Genomic DNA, 26,103 nt, shown 5'->3' on the forward strand with positions numbered 1-26,103 from the left:
CTTATTGTCAGCTTTCCAAACTTTTTTTCGATAACGCCTGAGTGCCCGCTTGCGCCCGCCGTCTCGCCCCCTATGTGAGACGGGCTGCGATGCGCAGCGCTCATCTCGCCGTCAAGGGGCGATGTGGGCTGGTCCTCCCAGGGAAAACGAAGATGCTTATCGAAAAACTCAACTGGCGTTACGCCACCAAGAAAATGGATCCTTCCAAGGCTGTGTCTGAAGACAAGGTCGAGCGTATTGTCGAGGCGGCGCGGCTGGCGCCCACCTCCAGCGGTCTTCAGCCCTTTGAAGTCATCGTCGTCACCGATCCCGACGTGCGCGCCAAGATCCGCGAGATTGCCTGGAATCAGGCGCAGGTGACCGATGGTTCGCATCTGCTGGTGTTTGCGGCCTGGGATAATTACACCGAAGAGCGGATCAACCACATGTTCGATCTGGTCAACGAGGAGCGCGGCATCAAGAATGAAGGCTGGGAAGCCTATCGTCAGATGTTGCTGTCCACTTATCCGCAGCGCGATGAAAAAGTGAATTTCGAGCACGCCGCCCGTCAGGCCTATATCGGCTTTGGCATGGCCGTGGCGCAGGCCGCCTTTGAGGGCGTGGATTCCACCCCGATGGAAGGCTTCGACCCGGCGAAGCTCGATGAAATCCTCGGCCTGCGGGAGAAGGGCCTGCGCTCGGTTACCATCCTGCCGCTCGGCTATCGCCAGCCGGAAGGCGACTGGCTGGTGAACCTGAAGAAGGTGCGCCGCCCAGTCGAAGAATTCGTCAGCCGCGTCTGATTTCTCCCAATCGCGAAAGCTAAAGCATTTCCAGGAAAAGTGGAATCCGGTTTTCCGTCCGGAAATGCGGCACACAAAGAGCTGAAGCATTTTTGCGCTTCGAAGAACGCAAAAAGCGCTCCAGACTGCCGCAGAGCCGCCTACGCGGCTTTGCGGTAGATTTTTCCCCTCTTTTCAGATAATTGAAAAAACATCCCTGTTAAAAGGTGGCGTGTGCGGGCAAGTATGCGCCATCGAATTGCCGATCCCCGGCATTTCTGAGTGAAAGCCTGACGAAATGACCCGGAAAATCAGCTGTCATCGAATGTGCCGCAAGGCTGCATGAAGAGAGCGGTTCAGCACCGCAACAGGATTTTTTGAGACCCGATCCGTCACGCATTCCCAGAGTTCACAATGACTTTCCCACACAGCACGGCATCCACCGTGCGCCAAAAGCAAGCGGTCCCGGAAGGGGCGGCAAAGGAGCCGATGGTTACGTTTGAAGGCGTGACCAAAACCTTTGGCGGCGCCGACGGCAAGCCCGGCTTCGCGGCCCTTGCCGGTATCGATTACGCCGTGCCGAAAGGCTCCATCACCGGCATCATCGGCCGCTCGGGCGCGGGCAAATCCACGCTCATTCGCCTCGCCAACGGTCTTGAGAAGCCTTCGACCGGCCGCGTGGTCGTCGATGGCGTCGATGTCGCGGCGCTTGATGAAAAGAGCCTGCGCACGCTGCGCCGGTCCGTCGGCATGATCTTCCAGCACTTCAATCTTTTGTCCTCCCGCACCGCTTTCGACAATGTGGCCCTGCCGCTGGAAATCGCCGGCCTGGGCAAGAAGGAAATCGAGGCCCGCGTCGCGCCGCTGCTCGATCTTGTCGGGCTTTCCGACAAGGCGAAACGATATCCGGCGGAGCTGTCGGGCGGCCAGAAGCAGCGTGTCGGCATTGCCCGCGCGCTTGCCACCCAGCCGAAGCTGCTCCTTTCCGACGAGGCGACCTCCGCGCTCGACCCGGAAACGACGCAGTCCATTCTCGAGTTGCTGAAGCGCATCAATGCCGAACTCGGTCTGACCGTGCTGCTCATCACGCACGAGATGGAGGTGGTGAAGACCATCGCGTCGCAGGTGGCCGTCATCGACAGGGGCCTGATTGTCGAGGAAGGCACGACCTTCGACATCTTCACGGCGCCGAAACACGAGACGACCCGCAGCCTGCTGTCGTCGTCTGTCGGCGTGAAGCTGCCGCACTGGGTTACCTCAGGACTGAAGCCTGAAGCCACGGAAGGAGATCGGGTTCTGGTTCGTCTGGTATTCTTCGGCGAGACAGCCTTCCAGCCGTTGACCGCCCGCCTCGTTGCCGAAATCGGCCCTGATGTGAACATCCTCGCCGGCACCATCGAGGAAATCTCCGGCGAGCCCTTCGGGTCGCTCGTCGTCTCCTATCCGGCCTCGGCTGAGGTTACAGCGCGCGCCAATCGCTTTTATGCTGAAACCGGTCTTCACACGGAGGTGCTCGGTTATGTCGCCTGATATGATCTTCAACCTTCTGCTGAAGGGCCTGCTGCAAACCCTGCATATGGTCGCTGTCGCCGGCATCGTTGGCTCCATCATCGGCGTGCCAATGGGCGTTTTCCTCGCCACCAGCGGCAAGGGCGAACTGTTTCCAGCGCCCATGACCAACCGCATCCTCGGCCTCATCGTGAATGCGGCGCGCTCGACGCCCTTCATCATTCTCGTCGTCGCGATCATTCCCTTCACCCGGCTGGTGGCCGGCACATCGATCGGCACCAGTGCCGCCATTGTGCCGCTGACGGTTGCGACCGTGCCCTTCATCGCGAGGCTGGTGGAATCAGCAATCCGCGAGGTGGACAAGGGGCTGATCGAGGCCGCCCGCGCCATGGGCGCGACCCCGCTGCAAATCGTCACCAAGGTGCTGCTGGCTGAGGCCAAGCCCGGCATCACGCTGGCGCTCACGCTGACGCTGGTCAGCCTCATCGGTTATTCGGCAATGGTTGGCGCGGTCGGCGGCGGCGGGCTGGGCGATCTCGGCATCCGCTACGGTTACCAGCGCTTCATGCCAGACGTGATGTTGGCCGTGGTTCTGGTGCTGATCGTGCTGGTGCAGCTGGTGCAGAGCGCCGGCGACCGGCTGGCCCGCAGCTTCGACAAGCGCACACGCAAGAATTAACAGCCTTTATAATAACAACCCAAGGAGACACCCATGAAGAAACTCATCCTCGCGGCCTCGCTCGCCGCTCTCTTCACCGCCGGTCAGGCGCTGGCGGAGACCATCAAGATCGGCGTCACCCCCGCCGAACACGCGCAGATCATGGAGCAGGTGAAGAAGATCGCCGCCGCCAAGGGCCTCGACATCGATATCGTCGAATTCTCCGATTACGTCGTGCCGAACCAGGCGCTGAATGACGGCGAGCTGCAGGCGAACTCCTTCCAGCACCAGCCTTACCTCGACAACCAGATCGCTGACCGCAAATTCGATCTCGTCAGCGTCGGCACCACCATCACCACTCCGATGGGCGTTTATTCGAAGAAGGTGAAGAGCCTTGACGAGTTGAAGGATGGCGCGACGGTCGGTATTCCGAACGATCCGACCAATGGCGGCCGTGCACTGCTGGTTCTCGCCTCCAAGGGCGTGATCAAGGTGAAGGAAGAGGCCGGTCTGAAGGTAACGCCTGCCGACATCACCGAAAACCCGAAGAACATCCAGATCGTCGAGCTCGACGCTGCCCAGCTGCCGCGCTCGCTTGACGATACCGACGCTTCGGTCATCAACACCAACTACGCCACGGCTGCCGGCCTGAACCCGAAAAAAGATTCCATCGCCATCGAAAGCGAAAAGTCTCCTTACGCGAATGTCATCGCTGTTCGTGCACAGGATAAGGACAAGCCCTGGGTAAAAACGTTGGTCGAATCCTACCAGAGCCCGGAAGTGAAGGCTTTCATCCTGGAGAAATATAACGGCACGGTCATCCCGTCCTGGTAAGAAACTTCGATTCTGACCGTTTGTTAGCCTCTCCCGTTCGCGGGGGAGGTTTTTGTTTAACACCAGCGGAAAACAGGTTTCCATGAAAAACCGGATGCATTTGGCGGAATGGTTTTTCACGTTTTCCGCCGGAGTACGGGTTCGTACCCTTTGTTTTTTGGGTTCGCGCGGCGGCGTGGTTTAACGGCTTTTGAATGTTTCCTTCGCAAAATGGTGCTTTCGAAGGGGGCTTTATGCGCATTGCGCCGCGCAACATTGGAGATTATCTGCCGGTCGGCCGTAGAACTGCGGTCGGCGTTGTGCTGTCCACTTTCGCGCTCGTGCTTCTCATCGTCACTGCGCTCGTTCTCTCCGCCCTCAGTCAGGTCCGCGAGAAGACAAATCTGCTCGATAATGCCCGTTCCCGTGAGACGACGGCGGGCGCTCTCGTGACATTTCGTGAGCAACTTGGCGCAACCCTGAACGACTACGCCGCCTGGGACGATGCCGCCGACAATATTTATGCGGCCGATCGCTACGACTGGGTGTCGAGCAATTATGGTGACGCGACCGTCAATAACGATCTTTTCGATACAGCCATCGTCATCGACGAGGGTGGCAGGGCTCGCATGGCCTACCAGAACGGTAAGCCGGTGGCGTGGACCTATGATACATATTTCTCCGGTGGGCTGACGGAGATGATAGCGGCTGCCCGGATCATGCCTGCCGGCATGAACGCACAGGTGACGGGCTTCGTCAAAACTCAGGACGGTATCGCCGCTGCCGGGGTCGCTCTCATACGGTTGAAGTCGGGGGCATTGCCATCGGTGGTGTCGGAGCGTCGTTATCTGATTTTCGCCCGTCATCTCAAACAGGCTACAGTGGACAAGCTTGCTCGAAACTACGTGATCGAGGGGCTGGAACTGAGGTACGGAGAGGAACCTACCGCCAACCACGTCGATATCGTCAATCCCATGGGGCAGGTGCTGGCGAATCTCGTCTGGCGCTCACATCTCCCGGGAGACGTCAGTTTTCATGAGGCGCGGCCAGTCGTGTTTACGGCGCTTGGCATCGCGGGCACATTCTTTCTCGTGCTTCTTCTCATCGGTTCGGCCACGCTCGATCGGCTGAAGGCCGATGAAGCAGCGGCGCGGGAGGAGGCGCTGCGCGATCGGTTGAGCGGGCTCGACAACCGTGCGGGCCTCTTTGCGCGGGTGAACCGTATGGTGGGTAAGGCCCGCCAGGACAGGACCGATATCAAGCTGCTTTATCTCGATCTCGATGGTTTCAAGGAAATCAACGACGCCTACGGTCATGCCGCCGGCGATCGGCTGATCAAGGGCGTGGCGGCGGCGCTGAAGGTGCTGGTGCCGGAAGGGGCCGTTCTCGCGCGGCTCGGCGGTGACGAATTCGCAATCGCCATCCAGGGCACAGATGTCTGGACCGAGGGCCGCAAACTGTGTCTGGCGCTTCTCGAACTGTTCACGGAACCCATCAGCATCGGGGACCGTGTGGCAAGCATCGGCTGCAGCATTGGAACGTCGATCTCCCGCGCCGGAGATATCAACGGCGAAGAGTTGCTGCGGCGCGCGGACATGGCCATGTATCAGGCCAAGGAGAGCGGGCGGGGCCGTTATGTTTCCTATGAGTTGAAGATGGATGCGCTGCGTGAGGAGAAACTGCAGCTCGAGGCCGATCTTCGCGCCGCAATCCTCAACGAAGAGATCAAGGTCGTCTATCAGCCTGTCGTGAATGCTGCCACACGCCACATAACCGGGGTAGAGGCTCTTGCCCGCTGGCAGCGACCTGGTTACGGCTTTGTGCCGCCCGATATCTTCATTGGCGCCGCCGAAAGCAGCGGACTGATAGACCGGCTGGGCCTTCTCGTCCTGCACAAGGCCTGCGAGACGGCAAGGCAATGGCCGTCCATCAAATTGTCGGTGAATATTTCTCCCGTCCAGTTCCGCAATCCTGCTTTTTCAAGGCATGTGGCGGATATTCTCGAGGAGACCCAAACACCACCCGAAAGGCTGCGGCTCGAAATGACGGAAGGCTACTTCATTCAGCATCCGGAACGTGCGAGCGCAGCCATCGAAAAGCTGAAGCAGCTCGGCCTGCACATTGCGCTTGACGATTTTGGTGCGGGCTTTGCGAGCGTCGGATATCTCCGCCGCTTCGGTTTCGACCGCATGAAGATCGACCGGTCGCTCGTCATGGCGCTCGAGCAGGGGGGCAAATCACTGGAAATGCTCCAGGCCACCGTGGCGCTCGCAAAGTCGCTCGATATTCCGGTCACTGCCGAAGGCGTGGAAACCGAAGAACAGGCGGCGATCCTGCATCTGTGCGGCTGCGATGAATTGCAGGGTTACCTGTTCTCGAAACCGGTTGCGGCGGAAGAGATCGCTGCCCTCCTGGACGGGCAGGATACGCCGCTTTTTGCGTTGCGGGCAGGCGCGTGAGGCTGATTACTTCCACCCATTCTTGATCACCTGAAGGTGCGGCCCATTTCTTCTCCCCGCCGGGGAGAAGGTGGCCCGAAGGGTCGGATGAGGGGGCACGTTGCCGGATTTCGGAGAGCTTGCCCCCTCATCCCGCTGCCGCGGACTTCTCCCCGGCGGGGAGAAGAAACACACGGCACCCGCTCAAACAAACCCCAACTGTTATGCAGTCAGATCGCCGCCCGGGCTTAGCGCCCCAGATGTCGCTCGCCGCGCTTCTTCGCCAGTTCGATCTGCTGCTGCCGGTCGCGGAACCGCTGGCGGTCGTCTTCGCTTCGCTCGTCGTAACAGCTCGGGCAGGACACGCCTTCCTCGAATTTGGGTGACAGGCGCACTTCCGGCGTGATCGGGTTGCGGCAGGCGTGGCAGAGCTGGTGATCGCCTTCGGCAAGGCCGTGGACGACGGAGACGCGCTCATCGAAGACGAAGCAGGCGCCTTCCCAGAGACTTTCTTCTTCCGGCACCTCTTCCAGATATTTCAGGATGCCGCCCTTGAGGTGATAGACCTCATCGAAACCCTGTTCCTTCATGAAGGCCGTGGCCTTTTCGCAGCGAATGCCGCCGGTGCAATACATGGCAATTTTCGGCTTGTTGTGCAGGCCGGGATTGTTTTTCACCCAATCGGGAAACTCGCGGAATGTTTTCGTCTTCGGATCGACTGCCCCCTTGAAGACGCCGATGGCGGTCTCATAATCATTGCGGGTGTCGATGACGATGGTATCCGGGTCGGAGATCAGCTCATTCCAGTCGCGGGGGTCGACATAGGTGCCGACGATGCGGTTCGGATCGATATCCGGCACGCCCATCGTCACGATCTCTTTCTTGAGCTTCACCTTCAGGCGCACGAAAGGCATGTGCGAAGCGCGGCTTTCCTTGTGCTCCAAAGCCGCGAATTCCGGTTGAGCGCGAAGGAAGGAGAGCACGGCGTGAACGCCCGCGTCAGACCCGGCAATCGTGCCGTTGATGCCCTCGGCGGCCAAGAGTAGCGTCCCCTTGACGCCGTCCACCTGGCAAAGTGAAAGCAAGGGATCGCGCAGGCTCTCGAACCGCGGCAGGCGGGCGAAATGATAAAGCGCGGCCACAAGGAAATCGCCAGAGGCTTCCGGGCGGGGGAGAATGGTCGTGTCGGTCATGGGCGCTGAAATACAGCGGCGGCGGCTGCAAAGCAATATTTATCAGCGGGGAGCGGTATTTTGAAAATCGTCAAATATCCGAGATAGACGGGCGATTGGCAGGCGGCCCATGCCTCAAGCCCGAGATGGCAAAACCTCTCTTCCATCATCCTTGCGCTTGCCCCAAGGATCTAATCACGTCGCATAAACCGACACGTTGCAGATCTTCGGGACAAGCCCGAGGATGACGCCGATTGTGGTCTACGCTCTTTCCCCAACATCTCCGTCTTCGGCCTACTTGGCCGCCTGCCGCCACAACAGCCCGACGATGCGACCCTCCTTGCGGGCGGGTCCAGAAAACACCTCGTCGGCCAGTTCGAGGGCTTCGGCTCGCAGTGCCTGCTGCCTTTCGATGATCGCGTCGAGAAGCAGTGCCAGCCGTTCACCATTGCCGAAGCGATCCGGTTCGCGGTCGGCAACGGCGGCGAGAACCGAGAGGTCGTGCTCGTGGCCGAGAATTGAGACCAGCCGCTTGGCATCGGCCCGTTTGGCACGCATGGCGGATGGCCAGAGTGATCGCATCAAGCCCAGATGCGTCCCATAGGCTTGAGAAGCCTTGCGCAGATCATGGAAATGCTCGACGCCGGCCTGTTCGTGGCAATGGGCGAGGGCTTTTCTTGCTTTTTTGCCCTGTTTGGACCATCCGGTTCTCACCAGTCGTGTGGTCGCTTTCAACTCATCGGGCAGCGACACAGCACCGAGTTTTTTGCGTGCCTCTTTGCAAGCGTCAACGGCGGCGGACATTGCGTCGCCGAGACCGCACTCCTGTTTTAAAATGTCATCGCGGCGGATGCGCAGCATGGCAGTGATCGAGCGCAGCGCGTCACCCTGTGCATCAGAGCGCGCGAAAGTCTCGAGATATTCCGCCGTTTCGACAAGTGCGGTTGCGTCCCGCGCGACGGCGAAAGAGCGAGCGATATCACGAATACGGGCATTTTCCTCGCGCACGAAGCCCGGCGCGGCGCTGCGGAGGAGGCGGTAGAGCGCCCGCAATCGCTTGAAACGTTTGCGAGCCTCGTGTACCGCCGCATGTGACCCAGCCGTATTGTCTCCAAGTATTGCGATCGCATCATCGATCAACGCCAGCCCCAAACGGTGGACTTCTTCGCTGAACGGTTTTTCAGGATCAATTCTGAATGACATCCGTCAGGTCTCCCTGCGGATCCATGGCGAGCGACTGGTTGGAAAAGCGACGGTCTCCGGTGACTTCCCTGCCTAACCATGCCGGTAAATCAGGATCCGCATTCTCATCGTGCATCTCCACCTCAGCGACGACCAATCCCTCATACTGGCCTTCAAATACGTCGATTTCCCAGGTAAAGCCGCCATGCTCCACCGTGTGGCGCGTCTTCTCTATCACCACACCGGGGGCGCTCTGCATGAGTTCTTCGGCGTCTTCGAGGGGAATGGCATATTCATATTCGTCGCGCACCAGAGCGCTGGCACCAATCTTGACGGTCAGTGTGGCGTCGCGCCGGTCGACGATCCTGACCCGGACCGAGCGGTCTTCCATCGAGGCGACATACGCCTGCCGAAAAGCCATGCTACGCGTGACCTGATTGCGCCATTCGCCACGCGCGACAAGAAACTTCCGTTCGATTTCCTTGGCCATGCTCTCTCCGCAAACTGGTGCGTCAGGTTATCGTAATATCGGACTGCGATGAAGCGAATTGGTTGGGGTCGCGGGCAAAAATGCGATGGTCGCGCCTCGACATGACCGCCGTGGCAGGCTAATCGATAAACAGAATTTCAATCGTTTCAATCCCTCAAGGAGGCTTGTCTTGGCCCAGGATTCCGAAAAACTTCTCTCCATTCTCAAGCTCCAGCCTGTTGTTCCGGTGCTGATCGTGGATGATGCCGCTTCCGCCGTGCCTTTGGCGCGCGCTTTGGTGGCAGGCGGCCTGAAGGCAATTGAAATCACCATGCGCACGCCTGCGGCACTCGATGCCATCCGCGCCGTTGCTGCGGAAGTCGAAGGCGCCAATGTCGGTGCTGGCACCATTCTCAATGCGAAAGATTTTGAAGCGGCCGCCGAAGCAGGCTCCACCTTCATTGTCAGCCCCGGCATCAATAAAAGCGTGCTGGATGCCGCGCGCGGCTCCAAGGTGCCGCTGCTTCCGGGGGCTGCCACCGCCAGCGAAGTCATGGCGCTGCGCGACGAAGGCTACAAGGTGCTGAAGTTTTTCCCGGCCGAACAGGCTGGCGGCGCACCTTACCTCAAGGCGCTGTCGTCGCCGCTCGCCGGTACCGTCTTCTGCCCGACCGGCAGCGTGTCGCTGAAGAATGCCAATGATTATCTGGCGCTGCCAAACGTCGTCTGCGTCGGCGGTTCTTGGGTTGCCCCACGCGAACTGGTGGCAACCGGCGATTGGGCGGGCATCACCAAGCTCGCCGCCGAAGCGGCTGCGCTGCGCGCCTGATTTGTCTCCTGTCAAACCCGTTCACGAAGGCGTGAGCGGGTTTGACATTTGTATTCGGCCCACGGCTTCCTATCTCCCCAGTAGATTTGACCTCTACAGGAGATTTTGATGTTCGACGCCAAGAAGCTTCTTGAACAATTCCTCGGCTCCCAGGTGCCGGGCCTTTCGGGAAGCGTCCGTGACAGAGCCGGGCAGGCCGCCGAAATCGCAAAAAATAATCCGATGAAGGCAGGCGCGCTCGCCGCCGCCATTCTCGGCACTAAGACCGGCCGCAAGCTCGCCGGCAATGTCGCCACCATCGGGGGCGTGGCTGCGATCGCCGGCCTCGGTTATCTCGCTTACAAGAATTACAAATCAGGACAGGCGCCTGAAGTTGCGCCGAAACCCGAGCCGGAGCTTCTCGCCCCGCCGGCCGATTCCGCCTTCCACCCGCAATCGCCGGCTCTTTCCAATGACTTTGCTCTGAAGCTCATCCAGGCGATGATCGCCGCCGCCAAGGCGGACGGTCATATCGATGAGAAGGAGCGCGCCAATATCATGGACAAGGTGCAGGTCTCCGGCCTCGATAGCGAAGCCGAGCGTTTCCTCGAAAAGGAACTGGCCGATCCGCTCGACATCAACGCGCTGGTGGCCGCTGCGCGGACGGAAGAGCAGAAGGTGGAGCTTTACACCGCCTCACGGCTCGCCATCGAGGCGGATACGCGGGCGGAGCGGGGCTATCTCGATCTTCTTGCCGGGCGGCTTGGGTTGCCGGATTCACTGGTGGATCACATCGAGGCGACGGTGGTGGCTGCGAAGGCTTGAGGTAGGCCTCGGCGGGCGCGGTTCACCCCCCTCGGCCCTGCCGGGCATCTTCCCTTCAAGGGGGGAGATCGACAAGCGGCTATGTCTTAGCTCTCTCACCGTTTATGGATGAAGTGCTGGTAGCGCCTCTTGCTGATCTCCCCCTTGAGGGGGAGATGCCCGGCAGGGCCGAGGGGGGAGCCACGCCCGCCAAAGCCACCGCATCCCACGCTACTTCCACTGTTGTCATCCCGCCTCGCTTGCCCTAATCCTTCTCCCAGCAAATGGGGAAGAGAATGCGCGATCTGAGTGATTTTAAGGGATGTCCGGCACCGCAGCCGGTGGTGCTGAAGGGTCGTTACGTCACGGCCGAGCCGTTTGATCGCGAAAAACACCTCACAAGGCTCTGGGACGCCCTTGGCGGCGAGGGCGTGAATGCGCTGCTCAGATATTTCCCGCAAAGCGCCTTTCCCGATGCCGATGCCTTTGGTGACTGGCTTGTCGGCTCGGGCGAAAAACTCAACTGGGTCACGCTGATCTTCGTTGAAAACGCCACCGGCGACGTTGTCGGCATGGCGAGCTACATGCGTCCAGATCCTGCCAATGGCGTGGTCGAGGTTGGCTCGGTCGCCCATGGCGCGAAGATGAAGCGCTCGCCACTTGCCACCGAGGCGCATTACCTGATGGCGAAACATGTGTTCGAGGATCTCGGCTATCGCCGTTACGAGTGGAAATGCCACAACGAAAACGAGCCCTCGAAGACAACCGCGAAACGGTATGGCTTCACCTTCGAGGGCGTTTTCCGCCAGCACATGGTTGCGAAGGGCCAGAACCGCGATACCGCATGGTTTTCGATGATCGACGGCGAATGGCCGCTGATCGCCAGGGCCTTCGAAGCCTGGCTTTCGCCTGACAATTTTGGGGCCGATGGCAAACAGAAACGCAAGCTTGAGGATATTCGCGCGGAGCTTGCCAATGCCTGATACGCCGACATCTGAGAAAAAGGACAGGTCGCCGGCCATTGCCGCCGCCCTCATCATCGTCGGTTTCGGGATCGTGTTCTTCGTCATGCCGAAGATCATGCTCTGGCTGGGCGACTATTCGCCCTGGCTCGCCGCCGCCTTCGGCGCAGTTGCCGTGCTGTGTTTCTTCCTGCTCTTCTGGCTGCGGGCGCGCTACCAGCGCCGCCGCGATCATCAGAACTGAAGCGACGCGCCAAGCAGCAATAATCCCATGATCAGCACGAAGAGCGCGCCGGCGATTTCAATCGCGTGGCTGATGCCGGCCGCCCTGCGGCTGCCGGGGCCGGCGAAGCGCACGGCGAGGCCCTTGGCCGAGACAGCCATGATGGCGAGAGCCGACACCGTGATGGCGGTGCCGAGCGACATGGCGAGCACGGAAAGCACGCCGCCGAGATAAAGCCCGTTCAGAAGCGCAAAGCTCATGACGATGATCGCACCCGAGCAGGGCCTGAGCCCCACGGCGATGATTGCCGACCATGCCTCGTGCAGGCTGAAATTCTTGCTCTTCAACAGCATGGGATCAGGCGCATGAGATTTCCCGCAGGCGCTGCAGAGATCACCCGTGCCGTTATGGTCGTGATCTGCAAATACGGGCTTGCCCTGAAACCGCAGTCCCGTGCCCATGCCGGTGGTTCTGGCGGCAGGTGACTCGCCCGCCGTAGCAAAGACCGGCACGGGTTCGCGTCGGATGCGCAACGACCAGAGTTTTCGCACCAGGAGCCAGGCGCCGAACAGCGCCACCATCGCGAAGCTTGCAATCTCCATCGCCTGCGTCGCCCTGGTCATGGTGATGGATGTGCCGCGCAGCACCAGCCAGGCGGCACCAACGAGGCCGATGGCCATCAAGCCCTGAATGAGTGCCGAGACGAAAGAAATGAGGATACCGCGTTTCAGCTGTGTTTCATTGGCGATCATATAGGACGAAATGACCGCCTTGCCGTGGCCGGGGCCAGCGGCGTGGAAGACACCATAAGCAAAAGAAAGACCGATCAGCGAGCCGAGCGCCCAGCCATCCTCACGCATGGCCTTCAGCGCACCGGTCAGCGCCCGATAGAACATCTGCTGGTGCACGTTGATCCATTGCATCAGCGGCGCAAACGGCCCGCCGACGGAGAAGGAAGGCTCGGCCGAGCCGATGCCGAGCGGCGACTGCGCATGGGCAGCGCTCGCCACGGCAACAAGGCCGATGGCAACGGCGGCAAGGCCTGCCCTGCGGCTCAGCATGATATCTCCAGCCGGGTGGCGAAGAGCTTGGTCATGTCGGTGCCCGTCGGATCGTTGAAAAAGGCGTCGGTCAGCGAACTCTGGTTCTGCGAGATCACTTCGTCGGGGTCAGGACGAACGATATGATGCTTGCAGGCATTCAGATCCTTGCCCTGTGTGGCGATATCGCTGTCCTTGGCGAAATCGATCGCCGTATACATGGTCGGGTCCCAGGCGCCGAAACTGAGCTTGCCCTTGACGGCAAGCGGTTTCACTGGCTTCACCGAGAAGAACATCAGGATCTGCTGGTCCTTGTAGTCGACATGAATGGTATCGGGCTTGGAAAACTCAACCGGTTTCCCGTTGTCGGTGATGAAGGTGTAATAGGAATATTCGGCAAGCGATTCCTTGACCGTATTGCCGATCTCGGCCAGCTCGTTCTTGTCCAGCTTCAGGTCGCTGTTCTTGTCGTAATCCATCACCACGCTTGCGGAGAACATCTCGTCAAAACGCCAGATGTTGCGCACTTCCTGAACGGTGCCATTCGGCCCCTCGACGATTTCCATGCGGGCTTCCGCAAAAATGTGCGGATGCGCCGAAGCCGCAACGGGAATGGAGGTCAGCCCAGCCGCAAGAAGCAATAGTCGTCTTTTCATTATACGGTCTGTCCTGACGTCGAATCTCGGAGGCCCGACTCTAGCAGAAATTGGGACCGAATTTCGACCTGATGCCACGCGGGCGTGCTGGGGAACGTCAGAGTGCGGGTTAACCCCGATGTGATACCGGAGCTTTCGCAACCAGGGTGGCTTATCGCGCCCGCCATGTGGCAGGCGGCTGAATACCAGTTTTGGGTAAAGCGCCGCAACTACCTCCAGGCGATCGCATAAATTCTAACTAATATTTTGGGGATACCGCTGGCATTAACGGGAATACGGCCGTTGTAGCGTCTCTACTGTAGCGCTTTACGGGAATTTAACCATGATGTGCTTCAATCTGTGGGTGCGTAAAACCCCGTCACAGGTCTGCGTTCCCGGTCGCGAAAATCGCGATCCGCAGGTGAGCAGGGGTTATTTTCAAGGAGCTATCGCATGTTGAAACAATCATTTTTCGCGTTCGCCATGTTAGGCGTTTCCTACGGTCTGGCTGCAGCCGCAGACGCGGTCAGCGACATTCCGTCCGCACCTGTTGTCAACGACGTTGCGCCCGCCTTTTCCTGGGATGGTGTTTATCTCGGCGCGTCTGCGGGCTACGGCAAGAACCGGGTCAAGTCGACAACTTTTGGTGTCACCACGAAGCACGACTTTGACGGCGGTCGTTTTTCTGGCTTCGTGGGCTACAATTCTGAGGTTGCTCCCTCCGTGATTCTCGGCGTCGAGGGTGATCTCGGCTACGCCTGGGGCGACAAAACCATCGTCACCAGCGAGGTCTCGTCAGGTCTGAACGGTTCTGCGCGTCTGCGCGCCGGATACGCGATCGACCGGGCGCTGATCTATACCGCCGCTGGTTACGCGGCAACTGACAGCGAAGTCAAAGCGCCGTTTGGCGCAGACAGCAAGGTATTGCACGGCTGGACGGTTGGTGCAGGTGTGGACTACGCGTTCACCAACAACCTGTTTGGACGCGTGGAATATCGTTACAACGACTTCGGCAAGGAAACCTACCATACCGGCCCAATCACTTCGACCGGTGACGTCTCTGAACACGTCGTCAAGGTTGGCCTTGGCGTCAAGTTCTGAAGGTCTATCCCTGGAAAGAGGGCGTCGCAACGCTGCGACGCCTACTTCGTCGGTCAGTTGTACGGCACCTATTCGCAGGATCGCGATGAGAACCGACCGCAATAATGTCAGCCTGTCGCGATGGCTCCAGCCGCGGTCGCGGCCATGAGTTCCGTCATTTCGGCATATCCAATCCCGGCTGTTGACTGATCGCCGTTTTTCGAAATGAGCGGTTGCCCGGTTAGCTCGTGTGAGCTATTGAAAATCGTGTGTGTCCACGTAGCTCAGCAGGATAGAGCACAGGATTCCTTAATTGGGGGTTGTACTGGGAAACCTATACAATCAAACTGCTCAAAGTCGGGGAACGCTTCGCTGGGCTTCCAGCATGCCAATCCCGAGCCAAGCCCCGGAGAAATTTGGGGAAGTGTGTAGAGACTGGACGGGCAGCACCTAACGGCATCAGTGCCTATGGTGAAGGGACAGTCCAGACCACGAACGCGCAAGCGGCGGCGAAAGCCGAAGTGGTATGAATCCTGGGGTCGGAGGTTCGAATCCTCTCGTGGACACCATTTTCCTGCGCGTGTCTTTCGAGACTGATAGACGGTGTGCGTTTCTCGAAAAAAGAAGGGCCGCAGCGCGGCCCTTTAGGCGGGGAGAAAAGGGGGATCAGGCGAGTCCGCCGATGTGGAAAGCCTTTGTTTCCAGATATTCCTCAATGCCAACCTGTGCGCCTTCGCGGCCAAGCCCGGATTGTTTGACGCCGCCGAACGGGGCGACTTCGGTGGAGATGAGGCCGGTATTGAGGCCAACCATGCCGAATTCCAGGGCTTCACCCACGCGCCAGGCGCGCTTGAGACTTTCAGTGTAGAAATAGGCGGCGAGGCCGAACGGCGTACCGTTGGCGATGGCGAGCGCTTCCTCTTCCGTTTCGAAGCGGAAAAGCGGTGCGACGGGCCCGAATGTCTCTTCGCTGGCCAGTTGCATTGCCGTGGTAGCGCCCGTCAGGACCACGGGTGCGGTATATTGCGGGCCTTTCGGCAGTTCGCGCGGCTTGGTGATGATTGTCGCGCCCTTTGATACGGCGTCGTCAACATGCGCACGGATTTTAGCGATGGCCGGTTCGTTGATCATCGGCCCGATGGAGACGCCTGCCTCGGTTCCAGGGCCGACCCGCATCGCATCGACGCGATCGGCTAGCTTTTTCGCAAAGGTGTCATACACGCCGGATTGGATAAGAAGGCGGTTGGCACAAACACAGGTCTGGCCGCCATTGCGGAACTTCGAGAGGAGCGCGCCCTCAACCGCAAGATCGAGATCGGCGTCGTCAAACACGATGAAGGGCGCATTGCCGCCGAGTTCCAGCGATAGGCGCTTAATGCTGTCGGCGGCGCCGCGCATCAAAAGCGAGCCAACGCGGGTGGAACCGGTGAAGGAAATTTTCCGAACCGTCTCGTTGGCCATGATTTCATTGCCAATATCAGTCGGCATGCCGGTGACAATGTTGATGACACCTGCCGGGATGCCGGCCCGCTCCGCGAGAACGCCAAGCGCCAGCGCCGAATAGGGGGTGAATTCCGAAGGCTTGATAACCACGGTGCAGCCGGCTGCGAGTGCGGGCGCGACCTTGCGGGTGATCATGGCATTCGGGAAATTCCACGGCGTGATGATGCCGCAGACACCGACAGGTTCTTTCAGGATAACGATGCGCCTGTCGGGCGTAGGTGAGGGAATGGTGCCGCCGCCGATGCGCCGCGCCTCTTCCGCAAACCATTTGACGAAGGATGCGCCGTAGCGGATTTCGCCCTTGGCTTCGTCAAGGGGTTTGCCCTGTTCGGTGGTCAGGATCAGTGCGAGATCGTCGATATTCTCGATCATCAGCGCAAACCATCTTTCAAGCAGCGCCGCACGCTCCGCGTGGGTTTTCTTTTTCCAGGGCGCAAAGGCGGCATTGGCGGCCTCGATGGCCGCGCGCGTTTCCGTGCCGTCCATGGCAGGCACGGTGCCGATCACCGCCTGCGTCGCCGGATCGACGACGTCCACCGCCTTGCCCGACGCCGCCGCTTTCCATGCGCCGCCGATGAAGCCCGTCTGGCGAAAGAGTTCCTTGTCCTTCAAGCCCTGCATCATAAGTCTCCGAAATCAGTCGAGTGCCGCGACAACCGCGGCGGTGATGGTGTCCGTCTTGTCCTTGCCCGGCACCGTGCCGATGCCGCGACCAGTCGTCGTTTCCAGCGCCGTCATGATCTTTGCTGCCGAATCCTTTTCGCCAAGATGCTCCAGCATCATCGCTCCGGACCAGATGGCGGCGATGGGGTTGGCGATGCCGAGATGGGCGATGTCAGGCGCGGAGCCATGTACCGGCTCGAACATCGAGGGCGCGCTGCGGTCGGGATTGATATTGGCGGAAGCGGCAAAACCGAGGCCGCCCTGAATGGCCGCACCGAGATCGGTCAGAATATCGCCGAAGAGGTTGGAGGCGACCACGACATCGAGGCTTTCCGGCGCCATGACCATGCGCGCCGCCATGGCGTCGATGTGGTAGCTGGTCACCTCGACATCAGGATATTCGACTGCGAGCTTGTGGGTTACCTCGTCCCAGAACACCATCGAATATTTCTGGGCATTGGACTTGGTGATGGAAGCGAGCTTGCCGCGACGCTTTTGCGCCTGTTCGAAACCGAAGCGCAGGATGCGTTCCACACCCTTGCGGGTGAAGATCGAGGTTTCGACGGCCACTTCGTCCTCCGTGCCCTGATGCACGCGGCCACCGGCGCCGGAATACTCACCTTCCGTGTTTTCGCGAATGCAGAGAATATCGAAGCCATCGGCTTTCAAGGGCCCTTGCACGCCTGATAGTAGCCGGTGCGGGCGGATATTTGCATATTGCACGAAAGCCTTGCGGATCGGCAGCAGCAGACCGTGCAGCGACACAGAGTCAGGCACTTCCGCCGGCCAGCCGACTGCGCCGAGCATGATGGCGTCGAAGCCGCGCAGCGTTTCGATGCCGTCCTTCGGCATCATCGCCCCGGTCTCCTTGTAGAAAGCGCAGGACCAGGGAAATTCCGTGCCCTCGAGCGCAAAACCGGACGACTTGGCTGCGGCGTTCAGTACCTGCCATGCGGCATCAGTGACGCTTTTGCCGATGCCGTCCCCGGGGATGAGTGCGATGCGATGCGTTTTCAAGAGAATTCCCCTGTTACAGTCCGATGAGGACGCTTTTGCTCTTACGGTTGGCGAGATAGGCCTCGCGCCCAAGATCCTTGCCGATGCCGGAACGCTTGTACCCGCCCGTCGGCAAAATATGGTCGCGCGACCGGCCATACCGGTTGACCCAGATCGTGCCCGCCTGAATGGCGCGTGAGAAGCGCAGGACACGCGAGACGTCGCGGCTGAAAAGACCAGCGGCCAGACCGTAGGTCGGATGATCGGAAAGCGCCAGAGCCTCCTCTTCCGTCTGGAACGTCTGCAGCGTCAGCACCGGCCCGAAGATTTCCTCGGTCACGGCAGGGGAACTCTGGTCGACATTGGCGATCAGCGTCGGCTGGTAGAAATAGCCGGGGCCGTCCATGATTGCGCCACCGATCAGGCATTCGCCGCCATGGGCGATCGCCGCCTGCACGATGCCGTCGATACGCTGGCGCTGCACTTCGGAGATAACAGGCGAATATTGGGTGGCCTCGTCCCAGGTTGGGCCGGGCTTCACCGCCTTCATGCGGGCGATGATCGCGGCGGAAAGGGTATCCGCCGCGCTCTCTTCGACAATGATGCGGGAGCCGGCAACGCAGGCCTGCCCGGCGTTGGAAAGAATATTGCCAGCAATGGCCGCCGCCGCCTTTTCGATATCCGCATCGGCAAAGACGATTTGCGGGCTCTTTCCGCCAAGCTCCAGCGTCATGGGCTTGATACCGGTGCGGGCGACATTGGCCATGATGGCGGCGCCGGCGGCCGTGGAGCCGGTGAAGCTGACCTTGGCGATGTTGGGATGTCCGGTAATGGCATTGCCAGTGACCGGCCCGTCACCCAGAACGATATTGATGAGGCCGGCGGGGAGCCCGGCCTTGATCGCCAACTGAGCCATGAATATGCTGGAAAAGGGGGTCATTTCGGACGGTTTCAGCACCACGGCGTTGCCGGCGGCAAGCGCGGGACCGAGCTTCCAGCCAGCCATGGAGACCGGGAAATTCCACGGCGTGATGGCGCCGACGACCCCGTAGGGTTCAGTCATGATCATGCCGAGGCTCGTATCGTCGGTCGGCACGAGATCGCCGCCTTCCTTGTCGGCGAATTCTGCGAAGAAGCGAATCTGTTCGGCGGTGACGGCAATGTCGCCTGAAATCAGCTGACCCACGGGCCTTGTCGAGGACAGCGCCTCGATTTTAGCCAGCGTCTCGGCTTCCTGCTCGATCAGATCGGCCCAGCGTTGCAGGACCTTGGTTCGCTCGCGCGGCCGAACACCACCCCAGTTGCTGTTTTTGAGCGCTGTCTTTGCCGTCTGCACGGCCTCATCGACAACCGATGCATCCGCCTTGGGGCAACCGGCATAGCCCACGCCATCCGAGGGGCGGTGCATGTCGATACCGGTTTCGGCCGGAATCAGCCTGCCGCCAATGAAGTGGCCGATCGGCAAGGAAATTCTCTCTGGATCGAAGCTCAGCGACATCTGAAACCCTCTGTGAATACGCCTCAAGCTAATCCCTGGTGGCAAGCAGCATCGGCCGACTGCTGCGGGGGCGGTGAACGAAAATCCTGTTTTGCCACTGACGGACAGTGCAATCTTCGGTGCGTCCATCCGTGGTGAAGTTCCCGGATGCAAACCAGTTCGGCCCACACCGGGAATTCAAAACGTCAACTCATCCGGTGACGGTGACGTAGATCTTTCGCACGGTCTCGATTGTCTTCCACACGCCAACGAAACCGGGCTTCATGACGAAACTGTCCCCTGCCGTATAGCGCAGCGGTTCGCCGCCATCCGGAGTGATCTCGATGACACCTTCAAGAATGTGGCAGAACTCGAAGGTTTCACCCTTGATAGAGCGGCTCTCGCCTGGAGTCGCTTCCCATATGCCGGTGTGCACGGTGCCGTCGCGGGCCTCGTCCAGCGGCCAGGTCTTGAAGGAAGGATCGCCGGAGATCAGGCGCTCTGGCAGGGCTTTCGAAGCCTTTGGTTCGAAGGTGGGTCTGGTATCGAGCGTCTTGAGGAGTGACATGAGGAGGTCCTTTCTTGGAACAGATGATCAATAGCCGCGGGCGCGGTCGACGAGGCCAAGCGCTGGTTCGCCGGCCTCATACCGCTTGATATTTTCGATGACGGTGCGGGCTGCGGAGTGGGGCTGTGTGACGCTGGCGATATGCGGCGTCAGCAAAATCTTCGGATGAGTCCAGAAGCGGTGGTCCTGTGGCAACGGTTCGGGTTCGGTGACGTCAATGACCGCGCCCGAAAGCATGCCGCTGTCCAGCGCATCGATAAGCGCATCATGATCCAGCTGTTTGCCCCGCCCCGCGTGAACCAGTCCCGCTCCTTCAGGCATCATGGCCAGTCGATGCCGGTTCAGCAGGCCCACGGTTTCGTCCGTGAGTGGCAGCAGGCAAACGAGAACATCACTTGTCGCGAGGATATCATCCAATCCCGCTTCGCCATGGTGGCAGGTGACGCCGTCGATCGCACGTGGCGAGCGGCTCCAGCCGGAAAGCGGAAAACCGAAGGGTTTCAGCCGCTCAAGCGCCGCAACGCCCAGCATGCCAAGGCCGAGAATGCCGACCCGACGCTCCTCGGCCTGTGGCTGGGGCAGGGCCTTCCACAATTTCTGACGTTGCTGATCCAGATAGGCGGGCATGTTGCGATGCAGCGCAAGCACGCCAAAGCTCACATATTCCTGCATCATGCGGATGATGCCTTCATCCACCATGCGCACGACCTTCACATGGGCAGGAACCGCATCGATCTGGAACTGATCAACACCCGCGCCGATGGAAAACAGGATTTCGAGATTGCGGTAACGGCCGATATCATCGGGCACGGTCCAGGTGATGAGATAGCGCACCCCATCCGGATCGACGGTCTGTGGCTCCATCGAAAAGGGAAGGTCGGGCAGATCACGGGCAAGAGCCTGCCTGAAAATCTCGCCGCGCCTGGCATCTGAGTTAAACAAGAACGTCATGTGATCCGGTTTCCGAAGGTTCAGGCCGCACATCGATGGGCAAGCCTTTCCAGCAGCGACTGGCAGGCGGACAGTTCTGTGGTGGTGATATATTCATCCGGTTTGTGGGCGCGGCCGATGTCGCCCGGACCGCAAATGATGGCGTCGATACCGGCAGCCTGAAAAAGTCCGGCTTCCGTACCGTAGCTGACGGCGTCAATGCATGGCGCGTCTGTCAGCTGCTCCATGAGGTTGACGAGCGGCGCGTCAGCGGCAAGCGAAAGCGCAGGGTAGTCGCTCATCGGTGCCCATTGAACGTCTGTCCCGTTGGCTGCAAGCCTCTCGACGCTCTCCCGCAATGGCTCGAGCAGGGCGAGCGGCGATACACCGGAAATAGCCCGTGCCTCCACTTCGATGGTGCACAGGTCCGGGACGATATTGATCGCCTGCCCGCCATTTACGGTGCCGATCTGCAGGGAGGAGTAAGGCGGCTCGAACGTGCCTTCGAAGGGGCCCTGCGTGAGGGCTTGGGCAGTTTCCACCGCCTTTGCCATGATGCCTGTCATGAGATGGATCGCGTTGACGCCCTGATCGGGCCGTGAGGAATGGCCGGAGCGGCCGCGGATGGTGATGCGTGCGGCTGCCTTGCCCTTGTGAGCACGCACAGCGCGCAGATTGCTCGGCTCACCGATGATCGCGCCCGCTGATTTTGCGCAAAGATCCGGCAAAGCGGCGATCAGATGGGGCACACCCCGGCAGCCCGCCTCCTCATCATAGGAAAAAGCAATGTGAACCGGCCGCTTCAGTGACATCTGCGCAAATGCCGGCGCCGCGGCGAGAACCGTGGCAACGAAACCTTTCATGTCGGTGGTGCCACGGCCGTAAAGACGCTCGCCCTCGGCTCTGAGCGCAAAGGGGTCGGAGGACCATTCCGGCTCCCCGGCGGGCACCACATCCATGTGGCCGGACAGGATGTATCCGCTGGCATCCGTCGGGCCGAAGCTCGCAAAGAGATTGGCGCGGTCCCCTTCCGGACCGGCAAGCAGCGAGACCTTCGCGCCGTGGCTTCGCAGATAATCGGCAATCCATCCGGCAATATCGCCATTGGCGGTTCCGACGACCGAGGGAAAGCCGACAAGACGCTCCAGAATTTCGATGGCGTTCATGGCTCTCTCCGCGCTTCACCGTCGCAGAGCCTAAAAGTCACCGGCTGCGTTTGTATGCTGAAGTGAAGAAGATTTCGGTAGATTGTTGTGTCCTTACAGCGGTTTCGGCGAAATCCTGCCGGGTCGATGGGAAAACTGACAGCCCTTTTTCCGATGCCGCCGTGTTGTTGAACGGAGACGTCAACCGTAAAGCGGCTTTTTAGCGGTTGGATTTTGTCGAAGATGCCGAGAAACTGTATCGCCTGCACGCTTGGGGCTTGTGGCCGGTTTTTAAGCCGGCCACCTCTTGACTTTTCATTGCGGCGGGCTAGCTGGCCGTCTTTGTTCCAAGCTGCGACACGATCGCAATTGACGCCCCGCCTCTTGCCCCTTATGTGAGTATATGACGGTTCCTGCAGCCGAAAGGCGAAGGGATTAATAGGGAACATGGTGCGGGCGATATTTTCGCCCAATGCCGTGGCTGCCCCCGCAACTGTAAGCGGATTGTCGTTCATCCCCGTGGCGCCTCATGGCGTCATGCCACTGTATTCTCCGGAATGCGGGAAGGCAGATGAGTGACGCAAATTCGTGAGCCAGGAGACCTGCCGTCAAAATATGAACCATCGTTACGGGCGGGGAAGCCCGGAGGAGGAGAATGTAATGTTATTACGTTACATTTTGTTTGCATCCGATCATCGTTCTCCGTACAAGACGTCCCGCTGTTGGTGCGCGTTCTAACGCCTGCTGCTCTGGAATAAGTTTACTTTCGACTGGAGAACACATGTTTCATTTAAGACGCCTGCCGTCTCTCGCCGGCATCGTGGCGGTTGCCTTTGCATCCTTGCCCGCCGTTGGCGCGCAGGGCGCCGAAACCACCTACCCCCTGACAATCAACAGCTGCGGTCAGGAGATCACCTTCAAGCAGGCGCCGGCCCGCACCGTATCTGTCGGCCAGAGCACAACCGAGGTCCTTTACCTGCTTGGTCTCGCCGACAAGGTTGTCGGCACGGCGCTGTGGATCGGTCCGGTTCTGAAGGGCTACGAAGAGGCCAACGCCAAGATCGAGCGATTGGCCGACAACGACCCCAGCTTTGAGGCGGTTGTCGGCAAGAAGCCGGATCTCGTGACGACACAGTTCCAATGGCAGATCGGCCCGGAGGGTGTTGTCGGAACGCCGGCGCAATTTGCCGAACTCGGCATTCCCGTTTACACCTCGCCGGCCGATTGCCTGGGCAAAGACAATTCCGGCGGTGGCGATGGCGTGCGTAACACGGTTTTCACCATGGAACTGATCTACCAGGAAATCCGTGACCTCGCCAAAATCTTCAACGTTCAGGATCGCGGTGAGGAAGTCGTCGCCGACCTGAAGAAGCGAGAGGACGCCGCCAGAGCCAAGATCGCTTCTGCCAATGGCAAGCTCTCGGCCGTCTTCTGGTTCTCGAGCGCCGAACTGGATATCGACCCGTACGTCGCCGGCCGTAACGGCGCTCCGGGTTACATCATGTCTGCTCTCGGATTGAAGAATGTCATCGAAAGCGACGAGGAGTGGCCGACGGTCGGCTGGGAAACCATCGCCAAATCCAACCCGTCTATCGTTGTCGCCGGCAAGATGGACCGCCGCCGCTTCCCTGCCGATGACATTGCCGTCAAGCTGAAGTTTCTGGCAACTGACCCGGTGGCAAGCATCATGCCCGCTGTCAGGCAAGGCCATGTGTTCGAAATGGATGCGCAGGCGATGAACCCGACCATTCGCACCATTGAAGGCATCGAAACGCTGGCCGAGGCGATTTCGGCTGCTGGCCTCGCCAAGTGAACGGCCTCTCCCTCCATCTCGGCAGGGCGGGCCTGGTTTTTGCCGCGCTCGCCCTGCTGTTGATAGCGCTTATGGCCGGAGCGGCCATCGGCGAGACAGCCATTCCATTTGACGTGGTCGCAAAAACGATAGCCAATCGCGTCTTTGATGCGGGTTATCCGCTGGAGCCGCTGGATGAGGGCATCGTCTGGAGCTATCGTCTGAGCCGCGCTGTCGTTGCCGCCTGCTGTGGGGCTTCGCTGGCGCTTGCCGGAGCGGTGTTGCAATCGCTTCTGCGCAATCCGCTTGCCGATCCCTATATTCTCGGTATTTCCGCCGGCGCCTCTACAGGCGCCGTCGCTGTCGCCCTCTTGGGATTCGGTGCGGGGTTTCTGACCATGCCGGCAGGGGCCCTGATCGGCGCTTTCATCGCGTTTTCACTGGTCAGCCTTCTTGCCGTGCGAGCTGGACACGGTAACAGCGCCATCATTCTGGCGGGGGTGGCCGGGTCGCAGTTGTTCAATGCCGTAACCTCGTTCATCGTCACCAAATCTGCCAATGCCGAGCAGGCACGCGGCATCATGTTCTGGCTGCTCGGCAATCTCTCCGGCGTGCGCTGGCCGGATGTCTGGCTGGCGCTACCTGTCAGCCTTGCGGGACTTCTCATCTGCCTCTGGTATGCCCGCGCGCTAGACGCCTTCGCTTTCGGCGGCCAGGCGGCAGCATCGCTTGGGATCCCGGTACGCTGGGTCTATACGGTGCTGATCTCGGTTTCCGCCATCATGACAGCTTCAATGGTGTCCCTGGTCGGGTCCATCGGTTTTGTGGGCCTTGTCATTCCCCACGCCGCACGCATCTTCGTCGGTGTTCGCCATGGTATCCTGCTGCCGGTGACGGCGCTAACCGGGGCCGTTTTTATGATCGTCGCCGACATTCTATCTCGCATCGTCATACCGGGTCAGGTTCTGCCGATCGGCGTCATCACCGCGCTCGTCGGCGCGCCCGCCTTTGCCTTCATCCTGGGGCAGAGAAGGGGGCGGTCATGAAGCTATCCGCCCGTGACCTGCATTTCCATGCCGGTAACGCCGATATTGTGCGCGGTGTTTCCCTTGAGGTCGGCTCCGGGGAGTTCCTCGGCATCATCGGGCCGAACGGCTCAGGCAAAAGCACACTGCTTTCCATGCTGGCCGGCATCCGAAAGCCGCGCCGGGGGCACGTTGCGCTTGGCGGCGAGCCGCTTGGTTCACTGGGGCGACGCGACATCGCGCGCCTGCTTGCCTTTGTGGAGCAACAGGCCGAAACCACCGAGCGCATCACTGCGCGACAGGCCGTGGAGCTTGGGCGCACGCCCTATCTCGGGCCGCTGTCCGCCTGGTCGCCGAACGACACCGCCATTGTCGATGCGGCACTTGTTAATGTCGATATGGCCGATAAGGCCGAGCGCGGCTGGCACCACCTTTCCGGGGGTGAACGGCAGCGCCTGCATATTGCCCGGGCCTTGGCGCAGGAACCACGAATCCTGCTGCTGGACGAGCCCACCAATCACCTCGACATCGGCCACCAGATCAGCCTGCTCGATCTGGTAAAGCGGCAGCGTCTCACAGTCGTCGCAGCGCTGCACGATCTCAATCACGCCGCTATGTTCTGCGACCGCATCGCCGTCATGCATCGCGGCGAGATGATCGCCGTCGGCCCGCCGCGAGAGGTTCTCACCTCCGGGACGATCGCCGAGGTGTTCGGAGTGGACTGCGTGGTTACCATGGACGAGAGAGGCTTTCCGCACATACGTTTTCTGCCGGCGCATGGACTGGCGGAGCATCCAAGGAAAGAACTGGCACGATGAGTAATTTGATGCTGGCAGACGCCCCGAAAAAGATCCGACCGTTTTGCATCGTTGCCGTGATTGCGGCGGCTTTCACAGCCTTTCCGCTTGAGGCCTCGGCCGAGACCTTCGAGGTGAAAATGCTGAACCGTGGCGAAAAGGGCCCGATGGTATTCGAACCTGATCTTCTCGAAATCGCGCCCGGTGACCGCGTGCGCTTTGTGCCCACCCACAAAAGCCACAACGCCGCGACCATCGACGGCATGGTCCCGGAAGGTGCCGAAGGTTTCAAGAGCCGGATCAACGATGAGTTCGAGACCAGTTTCGAAAAGCCGGGCTTTTACGGCATAAAATGCTCGCCGCATTACGGGATGGGCATGGTGATGCTCATCAAGGTTGGCGATGCGGGCTTGCCGCAGAGCTACAGGACAGTGGATGTTCCCGGTCGTGCGAAGCCACGATTGGACGATCTTTTCGACCAGGCGGAAAAATGAGGTGTAGGCGTCGCAGCTTTCCCCAACCTCATTGCAGAAAGGTTCCCCAGATGGCGTTTTCGGTGCGGTGGATAATCCCATCTGACGGCGTGGGGGAGGTGTATGCGCAGTCTGGCGGGTAATTTGTTGTGGTACAAGGCTACAACGAATGCCGTTATC

25 protein-coding genes and 1 riboswitch are annotated in these 26,103 nt (G+C 60.0%); of the genes, 14 read left to right on the forward strand and 11 right to left on the reverse strand.

Annotated elements, in window-relative coordinates; translation table 11 throughout:
• Window positions 1-152 precede the first annotated feature (152 nt).
• From AT6N2_RS21000 to AT6N2_RS21020, 5 genes are all read left to right on the forward strand, one after another.
• Window positions 153-782: an NAD(P)H-dependent oxidoreductase gene (locus AT6N2_RS21000; RefSeq protein WP_209091212.1), complete on the forward strand. Its 630-nt coding sequence runs from the start codon at window positions 153-155 to the stop codon at window positions 780-782.
• Between the two features lie 468 nt (window positions 783-1,250).
• Window positions 1,251-2,291 (forward strand): methionine ABC transporter ATP-binding protein, encoded by a 1,041-nt coding sequence (locus tag AT6N2_RS21005; protein ID WP_209091214.1) that lies wholly within the window; start codon window positions 1,251-1,253, stop codon window positions 2,289-2,291.
• A complete protein-coding gene (locus AT6N2_RS21010; RefSeq protein WP_209091216.1) occupies window positions 2,281-2,949 on the forward strand; it encodes a methionine ABC transporter permease in 669 nt (222 codons plus the stop codon). The genes AT6N2_RS21005 and AT6N2_RS21010 overlap by 11 nt, the downstream gene beginning before the upstream one ends.
• Window positions 2,950-2,982: 33 nt before the next feature.
• Window positions 2,983-3,762, forward strand: coding sequence for a MetQ/NlpA family ABC transporter substrate-binding protein (locus AT6N2_RS21015; protein ID WP_063950482.1), 780 nt, complete (start codon window positions 2,983-2,985; stop codon window positions 3,760-3,762).
• A gap of 194 nt (window positions 3,763-3,956) precedes the next feature.
• A complete protein-coding gene (locus tag AT6N2_RS21020; protein WP_209091218.1) occupies window positions 3,957-6,200 on the forward strand; it encodes a bifunctional diguanylate cyclase/phosphodiesterase in 2,244 nt (747 codons plus the stop codon).
• A gap of 227 nt (window positions 6,201-6,427) precedes the next feature.
• On the opposite strand, the gene AT6N2_RS21025 is transcribed toward AT6N2_RS21020, so the two are convergent.
• The 3 genes from AT6N2_RS21025 to AT6N2_RS21035 form a co-directional block, all read right to left on the reverse strand.
• Window positions 6,428-7,372: a rhodanese-related sulfurtransferase gene (locus AT6N2_RS21025; protein ID WP_209091219.1), complete on the reverse strand. Its 945-nt coding sequence runs from the start codon at window positions 7,370-7,372 to the stop codon at window positions 6,428-6,430.
• A 273-nt stretch (window positions 7,373-7,645) separates the two neighbouring features.
• Complete coding sequence (locus AT6N2_RS21030; RefSeq protein ID WP_209091221.1) at window positions 7,646-8,554, reverse strand: CHAD domain-containing protein; 909 nt, start codon at window positions 8,552-8,554, stop codon at window positions 7,646-7,648.
• A complete protein-coding gene (locus AT6N2_RS21035; protein ID WP_209091223.1) occupies window positions 8,538-9,023 on the reverse strand; it encodes a CYTH domain-containing protein in 486 nt (161 codons plus the stop codon). Before AT6N2_RS21035 ends, AT6N2_RS21030 begins: the two co-directional genes overlap by 17 nt.
• Window positions 9,024-9,192: 169 nt before the next feature.
• Between AT6N2_RS21035 and AT6N2_RS21040 the strand changes: the two genes are divergently transcribed.
• The 4 genes from AT6N2_RS21040 to AT6N2_RS21055 all read left to right on the forward strand — a co-directional run bounded on the left by AT6N2_RS21040 (window position 9,193) and on the right by AT6N2_RS21055 (window position 11,820).
• Window positions 9,193-9,831: a 2-dehydro-3-deoxy-phosphogluconate aldolase gene (locus AT6N2_RS21040; protein WP_209091225.1), complete on the forward strand. Its 639-nt coding sequence runs from the start codon at window positions 9,193-9,195 to the stop codon at window positions 9,829-9,831.
• Between the two features lie 108 nt (window positions 9,832-9,939).
• The gene (locus AT6N2_RS21045; RefSeq protein ID WP_209091227.1) at window positions 9,940-10,635 is read left to right on the forward strand and encodes a tellurite resistance TerB family protein; all 696 of its coding nucleotides are present in this window, start codon (window positions 9,940-9,942) and stop codon (window positions 10,633-10,635) included.
• A gap of 275 nt (window positions 10,636-10,910) precedes the next feature.
• On the forward strand, window positions 10,911-11,597 hold the full coding sequence (locus AT6N2_RS21050) for a GNAT family N-acetyltransferase (protein WP_209091228.1): 687 nt from the start codon (window positions 10,911-10,913) through the stop codon (window positions 11,595-11,597).
• Window positions 11,590-11,820 carry a hypothetical protein gene (locus AT6N2_RS21055; protein WP_063950490.1) on the forward strand — a complete coding sequence of 77 codons (231 nt, stop codon included), beginning with the start codon at window positions 11,590-11,592 and terminating at the stop codon, window positions 11,818-11,820. Before AT6N2_RS21050 ends, AT6N2_RS21055 begins: the two co-directional genes overlap by 8 nt.
• Here AT6N2_RS21055 and AT6N2_RS21060 read toward each other — a convergent pair.
• The gene (locus tag AT6N2_RS21060) at window positions 11,811-12,860 is read right to left on the reverse strand and encodes a nickel/cobalt transporter (RefSeq protein ID WP_209091229.1); all 1,050 of its coding nucleotides are present in this window, start codon (window positions 12,858-12,860) and stop codon (window positions 11,811-11,813) included. The two genes, AT6N2_RS21055 and AT6N2_RS21060, sit on opposite strands and share 10 nt — an antisense overlap.
• Window positions 12,854-13,495: a DUF1007 family protein gene (locus tag AT6N2_RS21065; protein WP_209091230.1), complete on the reverse strand. Its 642-nt coding sequence runs from the start codon at window positions 13,493-13,495 to the stop codon at window positions 12,854-12,856. Before AT6N2_RS21065 ends, AT6N2_RS21060 begins: the two co-directional genes overlap by 7 nt.
• 432 nt (window positions 13,496-13,927) lie before the next feature.
• Between AT6N2_RS21065 and AT6N2_RS21070 the strand changes: the two genes are divergently transcribed.
• Window positions 13,928-14,575: an outer membrane protein gene (locus tag AT6N2_RS21070; RefSeq protein WP_209091231.1), complete on the forward strand. Its 648-nt coding sequence runs from the start codon at window positions 13,928-13,930 to the stop codon at window positions 14,573-14,575.
• 645 nt (window positions 14,576-15,220) lie between these two features.
• On the opposite strand, the gene AT6N2_RS21075 is transcribed toward AT6N2_RS21070, so the two are convergent.
• The 6 genes from AT6N2_RS21075 to argE form a co-directional block, all read right to left on the reverse strand.
• Window positions 15,221-16,678 (reverse strand): NAD-dependent succinate-semialdehyde dehydrogenase, encoded by a 1,458-nt coding sequence (locus AT6N2_RS21075; RefSeq protein ID WP_209091944.1) that lies wholly within the window; start codon window positions 16,676-16,678, stop codon window positions 15,221-15,223.
• 15 nt (window positions 16,679-16,693) lie between these two features.
• Entirely contained in the window at window positions 16,694-17,737 is a 1,044-nt protein-coding gene (locus AT6N2_RS21080; protein ID WP_209091232.1) for a tartrate dehydrogenase, read from the reverse strand.
• A gap of 13 nt (window positions 17,738-17,750) precedes the next feature.
• A complete protein-coding gene (locus AT6N2_RS21085) occupies window positions 17,751-19,214 on the reverse strand; it encodes an aldehyde dehydrogenase family protein (RefSeq protein ID WP_209091234.1) in 1,464 nt (487 codons plus the stop codon).
• A gap of 190 nt (window positions 19,215-19,404) precedes the next feature.
• Window positions 19,405-19,761, reverse strand: coding sequence for a cupin domain-containing protein (locus AT6N2_RS21090; RefSeq protein ID WP_144576600.1), 357 nt, complete (start codon window positions 19,759-19,761; stop codon window positions 19,405-19,407).
• Window positions 19,762-19,788: 27 nt separating this feature from the next.
• The gene (locus AT6N2_RS21095; RefSeq protein ID WP_209091236.1) at window positions 19,789-20,712 is read right to left on the reverse strand and encodes a 2-hydroxyacid dehydrogenase; all 924 of its coding nucleotides are present in this window, start codon (window positions 20,710-20,712) and stop codon (window positions 19,789-19,791) included.
• A 20-nt stretch (window positions 20,713-20,732) separates the two neighbouring features.
• Window positions 20,733-21,857, reverse strand: a complete 1,125-nt coding sequence (argE, locus tag AT6N2_RS21100; protein ID WP_209091238.1) for an acetylornithine deacetylase — start codon at window positions 21,855-21,857, stop codon at window positions 20,733-20,735.
• A gap of 370 nt (window positions 21,858-22,227) precedes the next feature.
• A riboswitch (cobalamin riboswitch) is annotated at window positions 22,228-22,460 on the forward strand.
• A gap of 157 nt (window positions 22,461-22,617) precedes the next feature.
• On the opposite strand from argE, the gene AT6N2_RS21105 reads away from it, so the two are divergent.
• From AT6N2_RS21105 to AT6N2_RS21120, 4 genes are read left to right on the forward strand one after another with little or no spacing between them, the layout of a single operon-like run.
• On the forward strand, window positions 22,618-23,649 hold the full coding sequence (locus tag AT6N2_RS21105) for an ABC transporter substrate-binding protein (protein WP_209091240.1): 1,032 nt from the start codon (window positions 22,618-22,620) through the stop codon (window positions 23,647-23,649).
• A complete protein-coding gene (locus AT6N2_RS21110; protein WP_209091241.1) occupies window positions 23,646-24,674 on the forward strand; it encodes a FecCD family ABC transporter permease in 1,029 nt (342 codons plus the stop codon). The genes AT6N2_RS21105 and AT6N2_RS21110 overlap by 4 nt, the downstream gene beginning before the upstream one ends.
• The gene (locus AT6N2_RS21115) at window positions 24,671-25,471 is read left to right on the forward strand and encodes an ABC transporter ATP-binding protein (protein ID WP_209091242.1); all 801 of its coding nucleotides are present in this window, start codon (window positions 24,671-24,673) and stop codon (window positions 25,469-25,471) included. Before AT6N2_RS21110 ends, AT6N2_RS21115 begins: the two co-directional genes overlap by 4 nt.
• Before the next feature lie 8 nt (window positions 25,472-25,479).
• Window positions 25,480-25,944 (forward strand): pseudoazurin, encoded by a 465-nt coding sequence (locus tag AT6N2_RS21120; protein ID WP_233282560.1) that lies wholly within the window; start codon window positions 25,480-25,482, stop codon window positions 25,942-25,944.
• Window positions 25,945-26,103 lie beyond the last annotated feature (159 nt).

The sequence above is a fragment of the Agrobacterium tumefaciens genome (assembly GCF_017726655.1).
GTDB classification, from domain to species: Bacteria; Pseudomonadota; Alphaproteobacteria; order Rhizobiales; family Rhizobiaceae; genus Agrobacterium; species Agrobacterium tumefaciens_B.

Excerpts from the sequence above, each read along its gene's own strand:
- AT6N2_RS21000 (WP_209091212.1), top strand. The coding sequence starts at position 153 with ATGCTTATCGAAAAACTCAACTGGCGTTACGCCACCAAGAAAATGGAT.
- AT6N2_RS21005 (WP_209091214.1), top strand. The coding sequence starts at position 1,251 with ATGGTTACGTTTGAAGGCGTGACCAAAACCTTTGGCGGCGCCGACGGC.
- AT6N2_RS21010 (WP_209091216.1), top strand. The coding sequence starts at position 2,281 with ATGTCGCCTGATATGATCTTCAACCTTCTGCTGAAGGGCCTGCTGCAA.
- AT6N2_RS21015 (WP_063950482.1), top strand. The coding sequence starts at position 2,983 with ATGAAGAAACTCATCCTCGCGGCCTCGCTCGCCGCTCTCTTCACCGCC.
- AT6N2_RS21020 (WP_209091218.1), top strand. The coding sequence starts at position 3,957 with ATGTTTCCTTCGCAAAATGGTGCTTTCGAAGGGGGCTTTATGCGCATT.
- AT6N2_RS21025 (WP_209091219.1), bottom strand. The coding sequence starts at position 7,372 with ATGACCGACACGACCATTCTCCCCCGCCCGGAAGCCTCTGGCGATTTC.
- AT6N2_RS21030 (WP_209091221.1), bottom strand. The coding sequence starts at position 8,554 with ATGTCATTCAGAATTGATCCTGAAAAACCGTTCAGCGAAGAAGTCCAC.
- AT6N2_RS21035 (WP_209091223.1), bottom strand. The coding sequence starts at position 9,023 with ATGGCCAAGGAAATCGAACGGAAGTTTCTTGTCGCGCGTGGCGAATGG.
- AT6N2_RS21045 (WP_209091227.1), top strand. The coding sequence starts at position 9,940 with ATGTTCGACGCCAAGAAGCTTCTTGAACAATTCCTCGGCTCCCAGGTG.
- AT6N2_RS21050 (WP_209091228.1), top strand. The coding sequence starts at position 10,911 with ATGCGCGATCTGAGTGATTTTAAGGGATGTCCGGCACCGCAGCCGGTG.
- AT6N2_RS21055 (WP_063950490.1), top strand. The coding sequence starts at position 11,590 with ATGCCTGATACGCCGACATCTGAGAAAAAGGACAGGTCGCCGGCCATT.
- AT6N2_RS21060 (WP_209091229.1), bottom strand. The coding sequence starts at position 12,860 with ATGCTGAGCCGCAGGGCAGGCCTTGCCGCCGTTGCCATCGGCCTTGTT.
- AT6N2_RS21065 (WP_209091230.1), bottom strand. The coding sequence starts at position 13,495 with ATGAAAAGACGACTATTGCTTCTTGCGGCTGGGCTGACCTCCATTCCC.
- AT6N2_RS21070 (WP_209091231.1), top strand. The coding sequence starts at position 13,928 with ATGTTGAAACAATCATTTTTCGCGTTCGCCATGTTAGGCGTTTCCTAC.
- AT6N2_RS21075 (WP_209091944.1), bottom strand. The coding sequence starts at position 16,678 with ATGCAGGGCTTGAAGGACAAGGAACTCTTTCGCCAGACGGGCTTCATC.
- AT6N2_RS21085 (WP_209091234.1), bottom strand. The coding sequence starts at position 19,214 with ATGTCGCTGAGCTTCGATCCAGAGAGAATTTCCTTGCCGATCGGCCAC.
- AT6N2_RS21090 (WP_144576600.1), bottom strand. The coding sequence starts at position 19,761 with ATGTCACTCCTCAAGACGCTCGATACCAGACCCACCTTCGAACCAAAG.
- AT6N2_RS21095 (WP_209091236.1), bottom strand. The coding sequence starts at position 20,712 with ATGACGTTCTTGTTTAACTCAGATGCCAGGCGCGGCGAGATTTTCAGG.
- argE (WP_209091238.1), bottom strand. The coding sequence starts at position 21,857 with ATGAACGCCATCGAAATTCTGGAGCGTCTTGTCGGCTTTCCCTCGGTC.
- AT6N2_RS21105 (WP_209091240.1), top strand. The coding sequence starts at position 22,618 with ATGTTTCATTTAAGACGCCTGCCGTCTCTCGCCGGCATCGTGGCGGTT.
- AT6N2_RS21115 (WP_209091242.1), top strand. The coding sequence starts at position 24,671 with ATGAAGCTATCCGCCCGTGACCTGCATTTCCATGCCGGTAACGCCGAT.
- AT6N2_RS21120 (WP_233282560.1), top strand. The coding sequence starts at position 25,480 with ATGCTGGCAGACGCCCCGAAAAAGATCCGACCGTTTTGCATCGTTGCC.